The organism is Nocardia sp. NBC_01730 (genome assembly GCF_035920445.1).
Lineage (GTDB): Bacteria > Actinomycetota > Actinomycetes > Mycobacteriales > Mycobacteriaceae > Nocardia.
Map to the genome: position 1 here is coordinate 8563919 of NZ_CP109162.1, position 17383 is coordinate 8581301.

General features: G+C 67.0%; 17 protein-coding genes. 7 read left to right on the top strand and 10 right to left on the bottom strand.

The window, feature by feature from the left end:
• Nucleotides 1–95: 95 nt before the first annotated feature.
• Nucleotides 96–1562: a 30S ribosomal protein S1 gene (rpsA, locus tag OHB12_RS35460; protein WP_327114764.1), complete on the top strand. Its 1467-nt coding sequence runs from the start codon at nucleotides 96–98 to the stop codon at nucleotides 1560–1562.
• 151 nt (nucleotides 1563–1713) lie between these two features.
• On the opposite strand, the gene OHB12_RS35465 is transcribed toward rpsA, so the two are convergent.
• The 3 genes from OHB12_RS35465 to OHB12_RS35475 all read right to left on the bottom strand — a co-directional run bounded on the left by OHB12_RS35465 (nucleotide 1714) and on the right by OHB12_RS35475 (nucleotide 3609).
• The gene (locus OHB12_RS35465; protein WP_327114766.1) at nucleotides 1714–2292 is read right to left on the bottom strand and encodes a hypothetical protein; all 579 of its coding nucleotides are present in this window, start codon (nucleotides 2290–2292) and stop codon (nucleotides 1714–1716) included.
• 150 nt (nucleotides 2293–2442) lie between these two features.
• Nucleotides 2443–2790 (bottom strand): hypothetical protein, encoded by a 348-nt coding sequence (locus tag OHB12_RS35470; protein ID WP_327114768.1) that lies wholly within the window; start codon nucleotides 2788–2790, stop codon nucleotides 2443–2445.
• Nucleotides 2791–2931: 141 nt separating this feature from the next.
• Nucleotides 2932–3609: an NAD(P)-dependent oxidoreductase gene (locus OHB12_RS35475; RefSeq protein WP_327114770.1), complete on the bottom strand. Its 678-nt coding sequence runs from the start codon at nucleotides 3607–3609 to the stop codon at nucleotides 2932–2934.
• 86 nt (nucleotides 3610–3695) lie between these two features.
• Between OHB12_RS35475 and OHB12_RS35480 the strand changes: the two genes are divergently transcribed.
• The gene (locus OHB12_RS35480; protein WP_327114771.1) at nucleotides 3696–4397 is read left to right on the top strand and encodes a TetR/AcrR family transcriptional regulator; all 702 of its coding nucleotides are present in this window, start codon (nucleotides 3696–3698) and stop codon (nucleotides 4395–4397) included.
• Between the two features lie 159 nt (nucleotides 4398–4556).
• Here OHB12_RS35480 and OHB12_RS35485 read toward each other — a convergent pair whose 3' ends face one another.
• On the bottom strand, nucleotides 4557–4769 hold the full coding sequence (locus tag OHB12_RS35485; protein WP_327114772.1) for a hypothetical protein: 213 nt from the start codon (nucleotides 4767–4769) through the stop codon (nucleotides 4557–4559).
• Nucleotides 4770–5136: 367 nt separating this feature from the next.
• On the opposite strand from OHB12_RS35485, the gene coaE reads away from it, so the two are divergent.
• Complete coding sequence (coaE, locus tag OHB12_RS35490) at nucleotides 5137–6333, top strand: dephospho-CoA kinase (protein ID WP_327114774.1); 1197 nt, start codon at nucleotides 5137–5139, stop codon at nucleotides 6331–6333.
• On the opposite strand, the gene OHB12_RS35495 is transcribed toward coaE, so the two are convergent.
• From OHB12_RS35495 to OHB12_RS35505, 3 genes are read right to left on the bottom strand one after another with little or no spacing between them, the layout of a single operon-like run.
• Entirely contained in the window at nucleotides 6330–6521 is a 192-nt protein-coding gene (locus OHB12_RS35495; protein WP_327114776.1) for a hypothetical protein, read from the bottom strand. The two genes, coaE and OHB12_RS35495, sit on opposite strands and share 4 nt — an antisense overlap.
• Before the next feature lie 19 nt (nucleotides 6522–6540).
• Nucleotides 6541–7065: a DUF402 domain-containing protein gene (locus tag OHB12_RS35500; protein WP_327114777.1), complete on the bottom strand. Its 525-nt coding sequence runs from the start codon at nucleotides 7063–7065 to the stop codon at nucleotides 6541–6543.
• A gap of 59 nt (nucleotides 7066–7124) precedes the next feature.
• Nucleotides 7125–7754, bottom strand: coding sequence for a DUF402 domain-containing protein (locus tag OHB12_RS35505; RefSeq protein WP_327114778.1), 630 nt, complete (start codon nucleotides 7752–7754; stop codon nucleotides 7125–7127).
• A 357-nt stretch (nucleotides 7755–8111) separates the two neighbouring features.
• On the opposite strand from OHB12_RS35505, the gene uvrB reads away from it, so the two are divergent.
• Nucleotides 8112–10304, top strand: a complete 2193-nt coding sequence (gene uvrB / locus OHB12_RS35510) for an excinuclease ABC subunit UvrB (RefSeq protein ID WP_327114779.1) — start codon at nucleotides 8112–8114, stop codon at nucleotides 10302–10304.
• Nucleotides 10305–10369: 65 nt separating this feature from the next.
• On the opposite strand, the gene OHB12_RS35515 is transcribed toward uvrB, so the two are convergent.
• The gene (locus OHB12_RS35515; RefSeq protein ID WP_327114781.1) at nucleotides 10370–10840 is read right to left on the bottom strand and encodes a VOC family protein; all 471 of its coding nucleotides are present in this window, start codon (nucleotides 10838–10840) and stop codon (nucleotides 10370–10372) included.
• Between the two features lie 52 nt (nucleotides 10841–10892).
• On the opposite strand from OHB12_RS35515, the gene OHB12_RS35520 reads away from it, so the two are divergent.
• The 3 genes from OHB12_RS35520 (at nucleotide 10893) to OHB12_RS35530 (ending at nucleotide 13251) form a co-directional block, all read left to right on the top strand.
• Nucleotides 10893–11795 (top strand): helix-turn-helix domain-containing protein, encoded by a 903-nt coding sequence (locus OHB12_RS35520; RefSeq protein WP_327114783.1) that lies wholly within the window; start codon nucleotides 10893–10895, stop codon nucleotides 11793–11795.
• A 107-nt stretch (nucleotides 11796–11902) separates the two neighbouring features.
• Complete coding sequence (locus OHB12_RS35525) at nucleotides 11903–12316, top strand: DoxX family protein (protein ID WP_327114785.1); 414 nt, start codon at nucleotides 11903–11905, stop codon at nucleotides 12314–12316.
• 482 nt (nucleotides 12317–12798) lie between these two features.
• Nucleotides 12799–13251, top strand: coding sequence for a universal stress protein (locus OHB12_RS35530; RefSeq protein WP_327114787.1), 453 nt, complete (start codon nucleotides 12799–12801; stop codon nucleotides 13249–13251).
• Between the two features lie 80 nt (nucleotides 13252–13331).
• On the opposite strand, the gene OHB12_RS35535 is transcribed toward OHB12_RS35530, so the two are convergent.
• Nucleotides 13332–15611, bottom strand: coding sequence for a HelD family protein (locus tag OHB12_RS35535; protein ID WP_327121781.1), 2280 nt, complete (start codon nucleotides 15609–15611; stop codon nucleotides 13332–13334).
• Between the two features lie 260 nt (nucleotides 15612–15871).
• Nucleotides 15872–17200 carry a diguanylate cyclase domain-containing protein gene (locus OHB12_RS35540; RefSeq protein ID WP_327114788.1) on the bottom strand — a complete coding sequence of 443 codons (1329 nt, stop codon included), beginning with the start codon at nucleotides 17198–17200 and terminating at the stop codon, nucleotides 15872–15874.
• Between the last annotated feature and the right edge of the window lie 183 nt (nucleotides 17201–17383).

Sequence of the window (17383 nt, forward strand, 5' to 3'; positions counted from 1 at the left end):
TAAGTGTCCGTCTTCACACCTCGCGGTGAGTTCGCAGCGTACCGAAAGTTCCAATGTCCGCAACCGACCACAATCCGTCCGGAGCAAACCGACATATGCCCACCACCGTCACCTCGCCGCAGGTAGCCGTCAACGACATCGGCTCCGCCGAGGATTTCCTCGCCGCCATCGATGCCACGATCAAGTACTTCAACGACGGCGACATCGTCGAAGGAACCATCGTCAAGGTCGACCGCGACGAGGTCCTGCTCGACATCGGTTACAAGACCGAAGGCGTCATCCCCTCTCGTGAGCTCTCCATCAAGCACGACGTCGACCCTAACGAGGTCGTTTCCGTGGGTGATGAGGTCGAGGCGCTTGTTCTCACCAAGGAGGACAAGGAAGGCCGGCTGATCCTGTCGAAGAAGCGGGCGCAGTACGAGCGTGCGTGGGGCACCATCGAAGAGCTCAAGGAGAAGGACGAGGCCGTCAAGGGCACCGTCATCGAGGTCGTCAAGGGCGGCCTGATCCTCGACATCGGCCTGCGCGGCTTCCTGCCCGCCTCGCTCGTCGAGATGCGGCGCGTCCGCGATCTCCAGCCGTACGTCGGCAAGGAGATCGAGGCCAAGATCATCGAGCTGGACAAGAACCGCAACAATGTGGTGCTGTCCCGCCGCGCCTGGCTGGAGCAGACCCAGTCCGAGGTGCGCAGCGAGTTCCTGCACCAGCTGCAGAAGGGCCAGGTCCGCAAGGGTGTGGTCTCCTCGATCGTCAACTTCGGTGCCTTCGTGGACCTGGGTGGCGTCGACGGTCTGGTGCACGTCTCCGAGCTGTCCTGGAAGCACATCGACCACCCCTCCGAAGTTGTCGAGGTCGGCAACGAGGTCACCGTCGAGGTGCTCGACGTCGACCTGGACCGCGAGCGGGTTTCGCTGTCGCTCAAGGCGACCCAGGAAGACCCGTGGCGTCAGTTCGCCCGTACTCACGCGATCGGCCAGATCGTGCCGGGCAAGGTCACCAAGCTGGTTCCGTTCGGTGCGTTCGTGCGCGTCGAAGAGGGCATCGAGGGCCTGGTGCACATCTCCGAGCTGGCCGAGCGCCACGTGGAGGTTCCGGACCAGGTTGTCGCGGTCGGTGACGATGCGATGGTCAAGGTCATCGACATCGACCTGGAGCGTCGTCGGATCTCGCTGAGCCTCAAGCAGGCCAACGAGGACTACCACGCCGAGTTCGACCCGTCGAAGTACGGCATGGCCGACAGCTACGACGAACAGGGCAACTACATCTTCCCCGAGGGCTTCGACCCCGACACAAACGAGTGGCTCGAGGGCTTCGACAAGCAGCGCGAGGAGTGGGAAGGCCGCTACGCCGAGGCGGAGCGTCGCCACAAGATGCACACCGCGCAGATGGAGAAGATGGCGGCCGACGCCGCGGCCGAGGCCGCGAACGGCGGCGGTGCATCGAACTACTCCTCCGAGAGCGGTGCGCAGGCTTCCTCCAGCCAGGCCGAGACCAGCGGCGGTTCGCTGGCCAGCGACGCCCAGCTGGCGGCCCTGCGGGAGAAGCTGTCCGGCAACGCCTGATCGGCATCAGCTGAACGATTGCGCCCCAACCGGGAAACCGGTTGGGGCGCAATCGTTTTCGGGGCTGTCCACAGCCACTCCGACTTGACGACAGCCCCGAGTAGGCCGTTGATCGGATCAGGAATGCGCCGCGCGGCTCGATCGCCCACCGTTACCGCCCTGCGGGGCGCCTACGCCGATGTGGCCTGCGTATGCCGCGCGAGGGCTTCGTCGTCCCGCGGCGCACCTCGGGGGGATCGGGCGGTGGTTCGGTCGCTTCGTGCGGTGCCACCATCTGCGCTGTCGTGAGCGCGACGACTTGAATCTCCTCCAAGCGCAGACCGAGCGCGGCGAGCCGGGCGATCACGCCGAGCCGATGCTCCGGCAGGCCGGGGCGGATCGGCAGCGGATCCAGTCCGGGCCGACGCAGGACATACACCCTGCGCTCGGTGTCGAACACCACCGGCACTCCGTCCCGGATCGCCCGATACGCATCCAAATCCAGTGTGCTGTGCCGGATCGGGTCGATCATCAGCGCCGCGATGAGCTGCTCTGCCTGCCGCAGCCGCAACTCCCGATCCGGCGGGTCCAGATGCTCGACCCGCCGCTCGGCCCGCCACCGGTAGTCCTCCGTCGCGTGGCGCAGCAGATACCGGTGCCGTTCGATCTCGACCGCCAGCGCGATGAGCCGATCGTGGTCGACGGTGCGCGGGTCACCAGGGTCGGGCGTCGAAGCATGGACATCGGGCATGGTGCCTCCCTCGTTCGAGTTGCGGATTACGTTGAGTGGCAACTCGATCGACGTCCGACCGGCTCTGATTGTGCCGGAGGGGTCCGACAAAAACGGACCGGAGGGCTCAGCAGGGCGACAGCGGGTCGCATTTGGGATGGTCAGATGGCTTCAACGCGCCGCCGCCGATGACCAGGTCGGCGCCGACGATGCTGCGGGCGTGGTCGGAGGCTGAGAAGGTGATCTGTGCGGCGACCTCCTCGGCTCGATCAAGCGCCCAGTGGTCATACCGATGGCGGCGGGCAACTGCGGAAGGAACTCCTCCCCCTGAGTGTCGTTGGCCGCGGCGATCTTTCCATCAGGGCCGTCGGCGAGCACGTTGAAGTCCGCGCCGCCGTCGTTGCTGACCAGCACGTCGATGCCGCCTATTCCGGTGAGCGCTTGCTCGACGAGCTCGCGCGCCCTCGGTGGTGGCAGGTCGACCCAGACCGCGGTGGCACCGGTGGCACGCAAACTCATCGGGTGATTGTGCGCGCGGCACCGACCACTCGCATGCCCTCCGCGACCAACGCCCGTGTGATTGCCAGGCATATGCCGCGGCCCGCCCCTGTGACGACGGCTGTTCGTCGGTAAGTCCTAGTTCCGTGGTCATGCCCTCGCTCAGTAGCCGACGGTGAAGCGGCGTTGGATGAATCGGGGTTGCTCGACCTCGTCCAGGAGGGCGACCGCGACGTCCTCCGCCGAGATGTCTTCCGCACCGACGAGCAGTTGGTCGCCGCCGACGCGGAAGCGGCCGGTGCGGGCGCCGGGGTTGATCCGGCCGGACGACGGGCTGAGGTAGGTCCAATTGCGATTGGACAACCGATAGACGTTCAAGGCATCACGCAGCGCACGCACGACGTCGGCGTACTCCGCCGGTACGTCGAGGACGTCGGTGAGGCTACGGATGAATTCATCTCCGGTGTCGAGCAATTGCACGCCAGGTGCGACCTCCAGGCTGCCCGCGCCGCCGACCGTGATCAGCCGCACGCGCGGTTGCTGGTTGAGTGCGGCGACCATCGCGTGTGCGCCAGCCACGAAATTGCCCGCGTTGGCGATGGTGTCCGCGATGCCGTGTCCCGCGTTCACCGCGCTGACGACCACGTCCACGCCCGCGATGGCCGACGCGATGCTGTCGGCATCCAGCCAATCGGCGACCGTCCACGCCGCGTTCCCCCGCTCGGCGGGGAACCGCGCGGCATCGCGCGTGAACGCGGTGACCTGATGCCCACGCCGCTGTGCCTCGGCGACGACACGCGCGCCGATGACGCCGGTCGCCCCGAAAACTCCGATATCCACCAGCACTCCCTAAACATTGGTGAGTTACTACACGCTGTTCAGTAACAGCACAGCTGATATTAGCCAAACGCTGTAGAGTGTCAACCGTGGCCGAGGTCGTGAAGAGTCGTAGAGAGCGCCTGCGTGAGCAGGCGTCGGGGGATATCAAGACGATCGCGATGCGCCTGCTGGCCGAAGGCGGTCCCGATGCCATTTCGCTCCGCGCCATCGCTCGTGAGATGGGCATGACTGCCGGCGCGATCTATGGCTACTACACCACCCGCGACGACCTGATCTCCACACTCATTTCCGACGTGTACACGGCCCTGGTCGACCGGCTGGAGTCGGCGCGTGACGCCGTTCCCGGGGCCGACCCGGCCGGGCGCATCATGGCCTGGGGTGAAGCCGTTCGCGGCTGGGCGGTCGAGCGGCCCGCCGAGTTCCGGCTCATCTACGGTGATCCGGTGCCCGGCTACCAGGCGCCGCCGGGCGGCCCGGCCGCGGAAGCCGAATTGCGTGCGTGCACCGGCCTGATCGGACTCGCGGCGGCCGCATGGCCGCGCGCCGCGACACGGCAGACCATCGGCGACTCCACATGGTCGGACTTCGATGCGGGCCTGGTCGAGCATGTCCGCGCCGAGTTCCCAGCACTGCCGCCCGCGGCGATCGGCCTCGCCCTGCGGATGTGGGGTCGGATGCACGGCCTGATCGCGCTCGAGGTGTACGGTCACCTGCGTCCGCAGGCGCAGGATCCCGCAAAGCTTTTTCGCACCGAGATGCTCGACCTGGTTCGCTCGCTCGGGCTGTAGGCCGCGTTTCGTGCGCGAGCGTCAGTGCGGGAACCGAGGACCCGGCGCGCAATCGCGCACGACGGAGCCGAGCCCCGGTGCGGCGCAGGCCCAGCGGCCTCGTTCGCGCATACGAATGGCCCAGCCTGGCGAGGGCTGGGCCACCGTCTACGGGAGAGTTCAGGCCGCGGCGGCAGGTACCCAACGGACCGCGGGTGCGGTCGGACGTCTCCGCAGGGTCCCGAAACTGTGTCGGGCGGGACTGACGAACGCGGTGAACCATGAGCGGCGGTGCTCGGCTAGCGCCGCGGCGACGGCGGGGATCTGAATGCAGTGCACTCGACCCGCCCTACCCAGGCGGTGGCGACCCGTCGGGTTGATTCTGGTGCCCAATGATGTTCCTTTGCTTTGCTGGTGCTGGCCTGGAGCGCCACGGCGAAGATTAGCCGAACCAAACAGCTCGACAGAGTATTTTACGGACGTAATTGCCTCGGCGTGTCGGAAAGTTGTCGCTGGCAAACCGGAACCGGCCGGAAATGTTGCGAATTGGTCTCGGCGCAGTCACGGATCGGGCAAATGGCAGCCGGAGTGGTGAAATACGTGAACGCATCGGGTAATCCACCGGATTACACCACCGATGGCCGCCAATCGCATCCGGCGGCGCAGCTCCAGTGTCCGAACCATGCCGACGGCAAGGCGTGCGTACGGCTGGGTCGGGGCAGCGGACGGCCGGTCGGCGCCCGGATGAAAGACTGGTCGAATGTTACGGGTCGGCCTCACCGGAGGCATGGGAGCGGGCAAGTCGACGGTGGCGCGGGCACTCGCAGACCTCGGCGCGGTGGTCATCGATTCCGATCTGATCGCCAGGGAGGTGGTGGCGCCTGGCACCGAGGGGCTCGCGGCACTGGTCGAGGCGTTCGGTGCGGGCATTCTTGCCGCGGATGGCACCTTGGATCGTCCCGCACTCGCGGCCAAGGCATTCGGTGACGACGTGGCACGCGCGAAACTGAATTCCGTCACCCACCCGCTGGTCGGAAAGCGCACCGCGGAATTGATTTCCGCAGCGCCGTCGGACGCCATTGTCGTCCAGGATATTCCCCTGCTGGTGGAAAATGGTCTCGCGTCATTGATGAATCTCGTTCTAGTGGTCGATGTCGACGCCGAAACGCGTATTCGCCGTTTAGCCGAATTTCGCGGCGTTGCCGAATCCGATGCGCGGGCGCGCATTTCGGCGCAAGCCACCGACGAGCAGCGGCGCGCCGTTGCCGACGTATTGCTCGACAACAGCGGCGGTCCCGGCGAGGTCGCCGCCGTGGTGCGCGGGCTGTGGGACGAGCGGCTGGTGCCCTTCGAACGCAACCTGCGCACCGGGACGCCCGCCCGTCGCAGCACGGTGCGGATCGTGCCCCCGGATCCGGAGTGGCCCGCGCAGGCGCAGCGGCTGATCGCCCGGCTGTGGGTGGCCTGCGGTGCGGCCGCGTCACGGATCGACCACATCGGCTCGACCTCCGTGCCGGACCTGCCCGCCAAGGACGTGATCGATCTGCAGATCACGGTCGCGGACCTGGCCACGGCCGACGGGTTGCGGGACGCGCTCGGCGCGGCCGGATTCCCGGCGCGGCCGGAGAACACCAGCGACAACCCTAAGCCCACTCCGCAGGATCCGGCGGTCGCCGACCTCGCACTGTGGGCTAAGCGGTTCCACCAGAACGCCGACCCGGGCCGGTTGGCCAACGTGCACGTGCGGGTCGAGGGGACGCCGGGCCAACAGTTCGCGCTGCGTTTTCGCGACTGGCTGCGCGCCGACGCCGCCGCTCGCGCGGAGTACCTCGAGGTGAAGCGCGAGGGAGAGGCCGAGGCGGCCGGGCTGACTGGCGAAGAGGCAATGCTGGCCTACTACGAGGTCAAGGAGCCCTGGTTCGACGCGGCCTTCGCGCGCGCCTTGCGGGACAGCTAGCGCCGCACTGCCGTGGCGAGGTGGTCCAGGCTCTGGCCCCAGCCTTCCTCGGCGCCGTCCTCGTGACTGAGTGGACGGGGCGTCAGCAGGTGGAACGACATGGTGCTCTTGCCGTCCATGGCATCGGGAAGTCCGTCAGGCCGGACCCGGCTGGGGCGCACCACGATTCGCTCCATGCCGGGTGCCATTCGTCGGATCGGAGGGCGTCTACATCCAGGTCAGGGTGATGCCGAGGGACTCCATCCAGCCCTCGAAGGTGTGGCCGTTGGCGGCGATGCCGTCGATCGCCGCGGCCGCGTGCTGCATGGCGGCCTCCGCCTCGCCGAGCCTGATCAGGCCGGCGGCATGCGCGGCGAGCAACTCGTCGACATCGAGCAGCTGGGTCTCGCGCGTCGAGCGCACGACGATGTCCAGGTAGTGGTCGACCGACTTCCACTTCTTCGGCCCGACCACGCTGAATTCGCCGAGGTCGAGGTAGTAGTCCTGGTCGCGCTGATGGGCCGGGTGATAGTGGAACACGGTCGCGCGGATGGACAGCTCCGGCAGCAGCCAGGACTCGAGGTAGTGGAACTGTGGATGATCCGAGGTGCGCGCCATGTACAGACCCCACGGCTCGGCGTGGTACCGCTCGACCGGCCGCACGAAGCCTTTCGGGTCGGTGTTGGTCAGGTCCGCGAGGTTGAAGTACTCCACTTTCGGGCGGTGCACGTCGACGGAAGGTGCCTGCGTCATGCGTCCAGAATCTACCGCCGCGACGACTCCGTCGAGTCGAGCGCCGGTGACCGGCGGGTTTACAACCAGGTGAGTGTGATGCCGTGGGTGGCGAGCCACTCCTCGACGCAGTGGTCGTGCGCGGCCAGCCCGTCCAGCGCTGCCGTGGCGCGCTCGACGGCCCGGTGCGCCTGCGCCGTGTCGACCAGGCCGGCCGCGTGCGCGGCGAGCAACTCGCCGACGCCGAGGAGTTCGGCAGTGCGGCCGCGGCGCACCACGATGTCCAAGTAGTGGTCCACCGCCTTCCAGCGCTTAGGGCCGAGCTGGGTGAACTCGCCGATGTCGAGGCGATAGTCCGGGTCCCTGTGGTGTGCCGGGTTGCGCCGCGCGACCGTCGCGCGCAGCGAAAGCCCTGGCAGCAGCCAGGATTCGAGATAGTGTGAGCTGGGGCCGTCGACAGCGCGCGCCATGTACAGGCCCCACGGCTCGACATGGAAACGCTCGACCGGCCGGACGAAGCCCTTGGCGTCGGTGTTGGTGAGGTGGTCGAGGTTGAAGAACTCGACTCTGGGCCGGTGTGGGGTTGGGGTGGCCGGGCCGGGTGGTGTGATCGCGGTGGAGGGAACCACCGCGCGGAGATCTCTTGCGACATACCCGGCAAGGCCGGTGACGGCCGGCACGGCGACGAGCAATGGAATCAGACCAGTCATAGCTCTTGTCCTTCACCACATCCGAATAACCAATTCAGGTTACACCCGAGACGGGGTCGCCGCGGGGTTCCCGATGTGTTTCCGAATACGAAATACGTTGCCGCAACGGACATTTCGGGCAGATGGCGGTTTGCGTCGATAGTACTCCCCTGGACTGTGAGAACGCTGTGCGCACCCGCTCCGAACGTCGTGCTGCCGACTGGATTCCGGTCCGGCGCCGGGCACCCGGTGGTCGCCGTTTCCGACGGCCTCGCCGCGGCGTCCGTATCGAGCCGATGCGGCGGCCGTGATCCGTCGCACGGGCCGCCGTCGCACGGGCCGCGAAATCTGTCGGTGGCTGGGCCTAGGCTGATGAGCATGGCATTCGCAACCGAGATTCCGGCGGAGGGCTACGAGGGCAGGGCCGCGGGCGAGCCGCCGCTCGCGCACTCGGAGTTCCGTCCCGTCGGCGAGATCGAGCGCGTCGACGGCCGGTTCCAGGTGGTCAGCGAACATCAGCCGGCGGGCGACCAGCCTGCCGCGATCGAGGAGCTGGAGCGCAGGATCAGAGCGGGCGAGCGCGACGTGGTGCTGCTCGGCGCCACCGGCACCGGCAAGTCGGCCACCACGGCATGGCTGATCGAGCGGCTGCAGCGGCCCGCGCTGGTAATGGCGCCGAACAAGACCCTCGCGGCCCAGCTGGCCAACGAGCTGCGCGAGATGCTGCCCAACAACTCCGTCGAATACTTCGTCTCGTATTACGACTACTACCAGCCCGAGGCGTACATCGCGCAGACCGACACCTACATCGAGAAGGACAGCTCGATCAACGACGACGTCGAGCGCCTGCGCCACTCGGCGACCTCCAACCTGCTGTCCCGGCGCGACGTTGTGGTGGTCGCCTCCGTGTCGTGCATCTATGGCCTCGGCACACCGCAGTCGTATCTGGACCGTTCGGTGCAGCTGGAGGTTGGCACCGAGGTGGACCGCGACGCGTTGCTGCGGCTGCTGGTCGACGTGCAGTACACGCGCAACGACATGGCGTTCACCCGCGGCTCGTTCCGCGTGCGCGGCGACACCGTGGAGATCATCCCTTCCTATGAGGAACTCGCGATCCGCATCGAGTTCTTCGGTGACGAGATCGATGCGCTGTACTATCTGCACCCGCTCACCGGCGACGTGGTCCGCCGAGTCGACATGCTGCGCATCTTCCCGGCCACCCACTATGTGGCGGGTCCGGATCGGATGGAGCGCGCGGTGCGCGACATCGAGGCCGAGCTGGCGGAGCGGCTCGCCGAGCTGGAGCGCCAGGGTAAGCTGCTCGAGGCGCAGCGGCTGCGCATGCGCACCCAGTACGACCTGGAGATGATCCGGCAGGTGGGGTTCTGCTCCGGCATCGAGAACTACTCGCGCCACATCGACGGGCGCCCGGTCGGCTCGGCTCCCGCGACACTGCTGGACTACTTCCCCGAGGATTTCCTGCTCGTTATCGACGAGTCGCACAACACCGTCCCGCAGATCGGCGGCATGTACGAGGGCGACATGTCCCGCAAGCGCAACCTGGTGGAGTACGGCTTCCGGCTGCCGTCCGCGGTGGACAACCGACCGCTCACCTGGGAGGAGTTCGCTGACCGGATCGGGCAGGCGGTGTATCTGTCGGCCACTCCCGGCCCGTACGAGCTGGGGCAGACCGGTGGCGAAGTGGTCGAGCAGGTCATCCGGCCGACGGGCCTGGTCGACCCCAAAGTCGTGGTGAAGCCGACCAAGGGCCAGATCGACGACCTGATCCACGAGATCAAGGAGCGCACCGAGCGCGACGAGCGGGTACTGGTCACCACGCTCACCAAGAAAATGTCCGAGGACCTCACCGACTATCTGCTCGGACTCGGCATCCGGGTGCGCTACCTGCACTCCGAGATCGACACCCTGCGTCGCGTCGAGTTGCTGCGGCAGCTGCGGCTCGGCGAGTACGACGTGCTGGTGGGCATCAACCTGCTCCGCGAGGGTCTCGACCTGCCCGAGGTGTCGCTGGTGGCGATCCTCGACGCGGACAAGGAAGGCTTCCTGCGCAGCACCACCGCGCTGATCCAGACGATCGGCCGGGCGGCGCGCAACGTCTCCGGCGAAGTGCACATGTACGCCGACAAGATCACCGATTCGATGCAGTTCGCCATCGATGAGACCGAACGCCGTCGCGCCAAGCAGGTCGCCTACAACGAGGAAATGGGCATCGACCCGAAACCGTTGCGCAAGAAGATCGCCGACATCCTCGACCAGGTGTACCGAGAAGCCGACGAGACCGAGGTCGAGGTCGGCGGTTCCGGTCGTAATGCCAGCCGCGGCCGCCGTGCCCAGGGTGAGCCGGGCCGGGCCGTGAGCGCGGGGGTGTACGAGGGCCGCGACGTCAAGTCGATGCCGCGCGCCGAACTCGCCGATCTGGTCAAGGAACTCACGGCGCAGATGATGAACGCGGCCAGGGAGTTGCAGTTCGAACTCGCCGGCCGGTTGCGCGACGAAATCGCGGACCTGAAGAAGGAGCTGCGCGGCATGGATGCCGCCGGGTTGAGTTGAGCTGTGCCGTAACGGCTCTGCCTCCGCGGACCGGGCACCGTGTGGCCGCGGAGGCAGCGGGGTCGTCAGGCCTTGGCGGCCATCCACTCGTTCACCCGGCGCTCGGCCTCCTCGCGGGAGACCTCCTCTACCTTGGTGAGCACCGCCCAGCGGTGGCCGAACGGATCGATGATCACGCCGAAGCGGTCGCCGGTGACGAAGGTCTGCGGCTCTTCGACATGGCGGGCGCCGTGTTCTACGGCGCGCCGCACGACCGCGTCGACATCGGGGCAGTAGTGCACGATCGAGGTGTGCACCCACTCGCCGTTCGGGGCGAGCACGCCGTTGTCCGGGATGGGCATGCCCATCTGCAGAGTCGAGTCACCGAACTTCAACTCCGCGTGCGCGGGCTGACCGTCAGGCAGATCATTGCGGCTGAGCACCTCGGCTCCGAAGACGGCGGTGTAGAAATCAATGGCCTTGTTGCCGTCGCCGACCGCGAGGAAGCAGGTGATCGAGTGGTAGCCGTCGGCAATGGGGTTCACTGTGTTCGTCATGGCATCAACCCTTGCCGCTCGTGGTTTGCGGGTCTTGTAAGAAAGCGACACCGTGCCCGGCCGCGCTGAATCGCCTGCCGCCGAGCCAGGGCGGGCCCGCAATCCGGCCGTGCCCGCCGATACCAAAGGCATCCTGCACCCGGACGAACAGGCCAAGCACCGATCGCTGGCCCGGTTGGTCCCGAGTCCGGCAATGGACCGCTATGTCGAGTGGTACTGGTCAGTGCACTGGGATCTGCGCGGCAGAGCGCCGTATCGCGCCGAGGTGCTGTCGTATCCGAGCGTGAACGTCACCTTCGAGCGATCCGACTCACGCACCGGCGGATTCGTGAACGGGGTGAGCACCACCAAATACGTCCGCGAGCTCAGCGGGCTCGGGGAAGCATTCGGTATTCGCTTCCGGGCGGGTGGTTTCGGCGCGTTCACCGGACTCGATGTCGGTTCGTTTCGCGACTACTCCGTCGACCTCGCCGACGTCATGCCCGAGGCGGCGGGATTGGCCGAGCGTGTGCTCGATGTGCCCACCGACGGGCAACGCCGCGCCGTCGTCGAGGAGTTCCTCGCGGGCAGGCCGTCGGTCGACGACCCGACCTACCGGCTGGTGCTGCGCATTGTCGACGCGATGGCCAACGATCTGGAGCTGACCAGGGTCGACCAGATCACCGACCGCTTCGGTGTGCCTACGCGCACCCTGCAGCGCATGTTCCGCCGTTACGTCGGTGCCGGGCCGAAATGGGTACTGCGCCGCTATCGGTTGCAGGACGGCGCCGACCTGCTCGCCAAGGGCCGCACCGAAGACCTGGCCGCACTGGCCGCCGACCTGGGATACTTCGACCAGGCGCACTTCTCGCGTGAGTTCACCGCGGAGGTCGGAATGGCTCCGCTGGAATACGCCAAGAATTCGCTACGTTCACGTAACGAGGTAACGTCAAAGGTCATGCCGACCAGTAATTAGTTGCTGTATGGATCGATTCCGGTGATCCTGCGGCGGATCCGGGAATGGGTAACCGGGCACGCAGTCGAAAGTTGCGCTATCGACCATCAGCCGACAAGGAGTGGGACATGGATGTCGTGGTGTTGATCGGACGGGTGTTGTTCGCTTTCCTCTTCCTGGGCTCCGCGATCGGGCACTTCACCCAGACGGAGGCGATGGCGGGGTATGCGCAGAGTCGGGGGATCCCCATGGCGAAGTACGCCGTGCTGGCCTCGGGCGCGGTGTTCGCACTGGGCGGACTGAGCGTGCTTCTCGGCGTGTGGGCCGATCTCGGGTCGCTGCTGCTGGTGGTGTCGCTACTGCCGACTGCCTTCCTGATGCATCCGTTCTGGAAGGAGACCGACGCGGAAACCAAACAGGGCGAGATGGTCATGTTCAACAAGGACGTCGCCTTGGCGGGCGCCGCCCTGATGCTGTTCGCGTTCTTCGCGCATGTCGACGATCTCGGATTGACCATCACCGGCCCACTTTTCAACCTCTAGGCCGACCTGCCGCCTAATAGTGCACGTCCTTTTACGGCGGGGAGAGGAACGCATGGACATCATCGGAGCGATTCTCGGCATTTTCTGGGCAAACTACCGGAAGTGGCCGTAGCGGCGCGCTGGTCCAGCTCGATCGGCCCGTCCCGGTGCGTGACTCACGCGGTGGTACGGGCCGATCTTCGTCCGATGGACCGCACTGTGTGACGAATATCCCACGGGTGCAACACTGTTCGTCTCGATTGTGTGAAATCACAGGTTTCGGATGCCGAAATCGGTTCGGCGCTGGTTGGTTGCGCCTTTCTGACATTCGCCGGAGAACCCGTGGCAGGAATGGTTGAACACCCCGAGTGTGATGTATTGCGATTTCTGATATTTCCGTACCGTTTGCCGCTATGGTCGAGCCCAATCGCCGCGCCCACGCCCCGATCTGCCGGGACTAGATCGGACGCAGCACCCGACCCACCGCATAGTTGGAGGAGAGAATGACCGCCTACCGGACCATTGTCGTCGGAACCGATGGCTCGGACTCGTCGTATGTCGCCGTCGAGAAGGCCGCCGCTCTGGCTGGAATTTCCACCGCGACCCTGGTCGTGGCCTGCGCGTACTACCCGACCGATGATCGCGATCTCGCCGCTGCCACCGATGTCCTCAAGGAGGAGGCCTACCAGGTGCGGGGTTCGGCCCCGACCAACGAGATCCTGCGCGTCGCGCGGGACAAGGCCATCGCCGCGGGCGCGGCGGACATCATCGAGCGCTCCATCGTCGGCGAGCCGGTGGAGTCGTTGCTGGCGCTGGTCAAGGAGGTCGAGGCCGACCTGCTCGTGGTCGGCAACCGGGGGCTGAACACCTTGGCGGGCCGGCTGCTCGGCTCGGTGCCCTCCGACGTGGCGCGCAAGTCACGCTCGGATGTGCTGATCGTGCACACCGTGCGCTGAGCCCCGCTACGACGAAAGGCTCCGTGCCTCGTCGCGTTCCGCGATGGGGCACGGAGCCTTTCGTTTTTCGGCGTGAGTCGTCAGCACAACCTGCCGAGCACGTCCGGTAGCTGCGCGCTGTGCACCACGCCGAGCCGCTGCGTGGCGCGGGTGAGCGCGACGTACAGGTCGTTGAGTCCGCGCGGCGATTCGTCGAGGATGCTCTGCGGCTCGACCAGGTAGACGGCGTCGAACTCCAGGCCCTTCACATCGTGCACGGTGAGCACCCGCACCGACTCGCCCGTGAGGTCGTCCAGCCGAGCTACCAGCGCGTGCGGCGCGATCACCGCTGTGGTGCCCGGCCCGGATGATTCGGCGGCGACCAGCCGGGCGACCTCCGCGTGCACGTCGCCTGGAGCCACCCGGTACGCGCGCGGCACGGTGCCGGTCTCGCGGACCGAGCGCGGCGCGACCGCCGCCGGGTCGATCGCGGCGAGCACGTCCGCGGCGACGGCCATGATCTCGGCGGGTGTGCGGTAGTTGACCGTCAGCTCGGTCAGCTTCCACCGTGCGGCGACATAGGGTTCCAGCATCCGCTGCCATGACGACGTGCCCGCCGGGTCGCCGGTCTGCGCGACATCGCCGACCACAGTGATCCACCGATTCGGGATTCGCCGCATCACCATGCGCCAGGCCATCTCCGACAGCTCCTGCGCCTCGTCCACGATGACGTGCCCATAGGTCCAGGTGCGATCGCCCGCGGCGCGTTCCGCGGTGGTCTGGCGGGTGCGGACGTCCTGTCGTTCGGCCAGCTGGCTCGCATCGATCAGGTCGTAGGCCATCAGTATCTCGGGATCGAGTTCGTCTTCCAGGTCCTGCGGCGCGGAGCCGGTCAAGATGTCCAGCGCGTCCTGCGCCTCGGCGAGCTGGGCGCGCCAGCGGCGGCGGGCGCGCTCGCGCTCCTCGGCGTCGTCCACGCCGAGCAACTCGGCCAGCTCGTCCAGCAGCGGCGCGTCGGCCGCGCTGAACGTGCCGTTGTCCGGACGAACCAGCTCAGCACGGTCGGCGGGGTCGAGCGCGGCCGCGACCCGGTCCAGCCGCTCGGGGGCGGCGAGCAGGTCGGCGAGGACCTCCTGCGGGGACAGAATCGGCCAGAGTCTGCCGATGGCGGACTGGATCTCCTGGTCGGCGCGCATCTCGTCCCTGATCTCGGTGAGGTCGGTCGAGCTGAGCAGGCTGGGGCCGCCGGAAAGGTCGGCGCCCATGGTCTGCGCGAGCTGGTCGGTCAGCGCATCGATCACCGAACCGGCGAAGATCGGCCTGGCCAAATTGTGCGGCCTGCGCGAGGAACGGGCGCGGCCGCGGGCCCTGGTGACGATCTTGCGGTCCAACGTGACTCGATAGCCGTCGAAGCTCAGCAGGATCGGTTCGGCGGGTACCTCCTGGCGGTCACGAACCGCCTGCTTGAGTACCTCGATGATCGCCTGCGAGCCCTTGATCTCGCCGGCGCGCAGGGAATCCTCCCGGGTCGCCCGCACTCCCGGGTACAAGTCGCCGATGGTGGACAGCAGCACGCCGGTCTCACCGAGTGAGGGGAGTACCTGGCCGATGTAGTCCAGGAAGGTCGCGTTCGGTCCGATGATCAGCACGCCGCTCTTGGCCAGCTGCCTGCGGTAGGTGTAGAGCAGGTAGGCGGCGCGGTGCAGCGCGACGGCGGTCTTGCCGGTGCCAGGACCGCCTTGCACGACGAGCACGCTCTTGTGCTCCGAGCGGATGATGGCGTCCTGCTCGTGCTGGATGGTCTCGACGATGTCGTTCATGTGGCCGGTGCGGGCGGCGTTGAGCGCCGCGAGCAGGGCGCTCTCGCTGCCGACGCCGCCGTCGGAGGTGGTGACGCCCGCCCTGCGCGCGGTGTCCAGATCGAGGTACTCGTCGTTGATCGCGGTGACCGTGCGGTTGCGCGACCGGATGTGCCTGCGCCGGGTCACGCCGTCCGGCGTCGCGGTGGTGGCCAGGTAGAACGGACGGGCCAGCGGTGCGCGCCAGTCCAGCAGCAGGCTCTCGTAGTCGTCGTTCTCGTCGAGGATGCCAAGCCTGCCGATGTAGCGGTACTCCTCCTGCTCGCCGTCCAGGTCGATGCGACCGAAACACAGACCGTGTTCCGCGGCATCGTATTTCGCGAGGTCCTCGGTGTAGAGCTGGCTGAAGGACTCCCGCTCGCTGCGGGCCTGCGGGGTGCCGCCGGTTTCCAGCAGTACGGTGCGCAATCGGTTGCGCGCGTAGTCGCGCATTTCGTCGAGCCGGTCGTACAGCACCGATAGGTAGGCCTGTTCCCGCTCGGTCTCTCGGGTCCGCTCGTGCCCGTCCTCAGGGGCTGACAACGGCTCGTTGTTGCCCGTGTCCGCGGATGCCGCACGGTCCTGTGTGAGGTCGGGCAAACTAACTCCTTGTCACCGCGATGAGCTGGGAGCACGGTGCCCGGGACGGGCACGTGAACGCTCGGAAAACAGAGTTGTCGAGTCTACTGTGATCGCGGCACGCTTGCCGTAACCGCAGGTCATGCCCACGGAGCGCCCCGTTCCTAGGCCAGGCGAATCGCACCAGGGTGAAGTGTGCGACCAGCCGTATGAGTGGCACCCGGTCAGGACACGTGGGTGTTGTTCTGGCCCTTGGCGACGGCACCATCGCGGTGTCCCGGCGGCTTGGCGCGGTACATCGCCAGGTCCGCGTCGTGCAGCACGGCCTCGGGGGTGCGGCGGTCGCCGATCTTCAGCGCGGTGACGCCGATTGAGGCGTTCACCTCGATGCGGTGCCCCCGCGCGACGATCGGCTCGGCCATGGTGTTGCGCAGCCGGGCGACCAGCATGTCGATGTCGACCTGGCGGGTGCGGCCGGACAGCAGGACCAGGAACTCGTCGCCGCCGAGTCGACCGACGATGTCGTCGCTGCGAAGCGCGTGCTGCAGCCGCTGCGCGACGATCTGCAGCACGGTGTCGCCGATAGCGTGCCCGAGGGTGTCGTTGATCGACTTGAACCCGTCCAGGTCGATGAACAGCACGGTGGAAACCGGCAGCTCCTCGATGGTGGCCAGCGCGGCCGCCAGCTGCGACAGGATCAGCGAGCGGTTGGCCAGCCCGGTGAGTCCATCGTGCGTGGCCTGGTACTCCAACTGCCGCCTGCTGGCTCGGAACTCGGTGATATCGGCGAAGGAGGAGACCGCCGACGAGCGCGGATCGCCGGGGTTGAGCAGGCGGCTGCTGCCGGACAGCCAGAGCCGCTGTCCGTCCACCCGGTCGACGCCGAAGACATAGCCGGTGATGGTCTCGCCGGTGGCCAGCGTCCGCGCGATGGGGTGGCGGCTCGGCGGCAGCGGCTGGGCATTCCCGTCGAGCAGTACCAGTGGCAGCGACTGGATGGTGTGGCCGATCACTTGTTCGTCGGGCCCTTCGGTGCCGAAGATGCGCTTGGCCGCCGGATTCATCGATTCGATCTGCCCCTCCGGATCGATCACCACGACGCCTTCCTCCAGCTGGGAGACGACCGTGGTGAAGTACTGTTCGGCCCGGCGCTGCGCGTCCTCGGCGTGCCGCTGGGCGGTGAGGTCGTGAATGACCACCTGGTAGGCGAGGTGGTCCTGCCAGGCGGTCAGCACCGATACGGTCGCTACAGGGATGCTGACGCCGTCGACCCGCCTCAGCATCATCTCGGTCGGCTCGGATGCGGCGCCCGCCGTGGTCAGGGTGCTGATGCGGTCCAGCATCGCGGGGATCGAGGCCGGATCGACGAACTTGGTCAGCGGTTGCCCGATCACCTCGTCGACGCTCTCGGCGGCGAGCATGCGGATGGTCGCCGGATTGACGTAGACCACTGTGCCCCGCTCGTGCACACAGATCCCGTCGGGGGTGTGCTCGACCAGGGAACGGTAGCGCTCGGCCAGTTGTTCGGCGGCGTCAACCGCGGCGGCTGCCATGTCGTCACCCACTCGAACCCCCGATCGTCGACCCTTATGGCCATTGGAACACGGGATTATTCTGGTATCGACGTGTACAAGATCACACCGTCGACGCGATTGCTCAGGTCACATTTCGGGCACTTCGTCCGGTTCGGTCTGGTGATCATGACAAACCGGGTCCCACGCGGAAGTCGGGCCGAC

Excerpts from the sequence above, each read along its gene's own strand:
- rpsA (WP_327114764.1), top strand. The coding sequence starts at position 96 with ATGCCCACCACCGTCACCTCGCCGCAGGTAGCCGTCAACGACATCGGC.
- OHB12_RS35465 (WP_327114766.1), bottom strand. The coding sequence starts at position 2,292 with ATGCCCGATGTCCATGCTTCGACGCCCGACCCTGGTGACCCGCGCACC.
- OHB12_RS35470 (WP_327114768.1), bottom strand. The coding sequence starts at position 2,790 with ATGAGTTTGCGTGCCACCGGTGCCACCGCGGTCTGGGTCGACCTGCCA.
- coaE (WP_327114774.1), top strand. The coding sequence starts at position 5,137 with ATGTTACGGGTCGGCCTCACCGGAGGCATGGGAGCGGGCAAGTCGACG.
- OHB12_RS35495 (WP_327114776.1), bottom strand. The coding sequence starts at position 6,521 with ATGGCACCCGGCATGGAGCGAATCGTGGTGCGCCCCAGCCGGGTCCGG.
- OHB12_RS35500 (WP_327114777.1), bottom strand. The coding sequence starts at position 7,065 with ATGACGCAGGCACCTTCCGTCGACGTGCACCGCCCGAAAGTGGAGTAC.
- OHB12_RS35505 (WP_327114778.1), bottom strand. The coding sequence starts at position 7,754 with ATGACTGGTCTGATTCCATTGCTCGTCGCCGTGCCGGCCGTCACCGGC.
- uvrB (WP_327114779.1), top strand. The coding sequence starts at position 8,112 with ATGGCATTCGCAACCGAGATTCCGGCGGAGGGCTACGAGGGCAGGGCC.
- OHB12_RS35515 (WP_327114781.1), bottom strand. The coding sequence starts at position 10,840 with ATGACGAACACAGTGAACCCCATTGCCGACGGCTACCACTCGATCACC.
- OHB12_RS35525 (WP_327114785.1), top strand. The coding sequence starts at position 11,903 with ATGGATGTCGTGGTGTTGATCGGACGGGTGTTGTTCGCTTTCCTCTTC.
- OHB12_RS35530 (WP_327114787.1), top strand. The coding sequence starts at position 12,799 with ATGACCGCCTACCGGACCATTGTCGTCGGAACCGATGGCTCGGACTCG.
- OHB12_RS35540 (WP_327114788.1), bottom strand. The coding sequence starts at position 17,200 with ATGGCAGCCGCCGCGGTTGACGCCGCCGAACAACTGGCCGAGCGCTAC.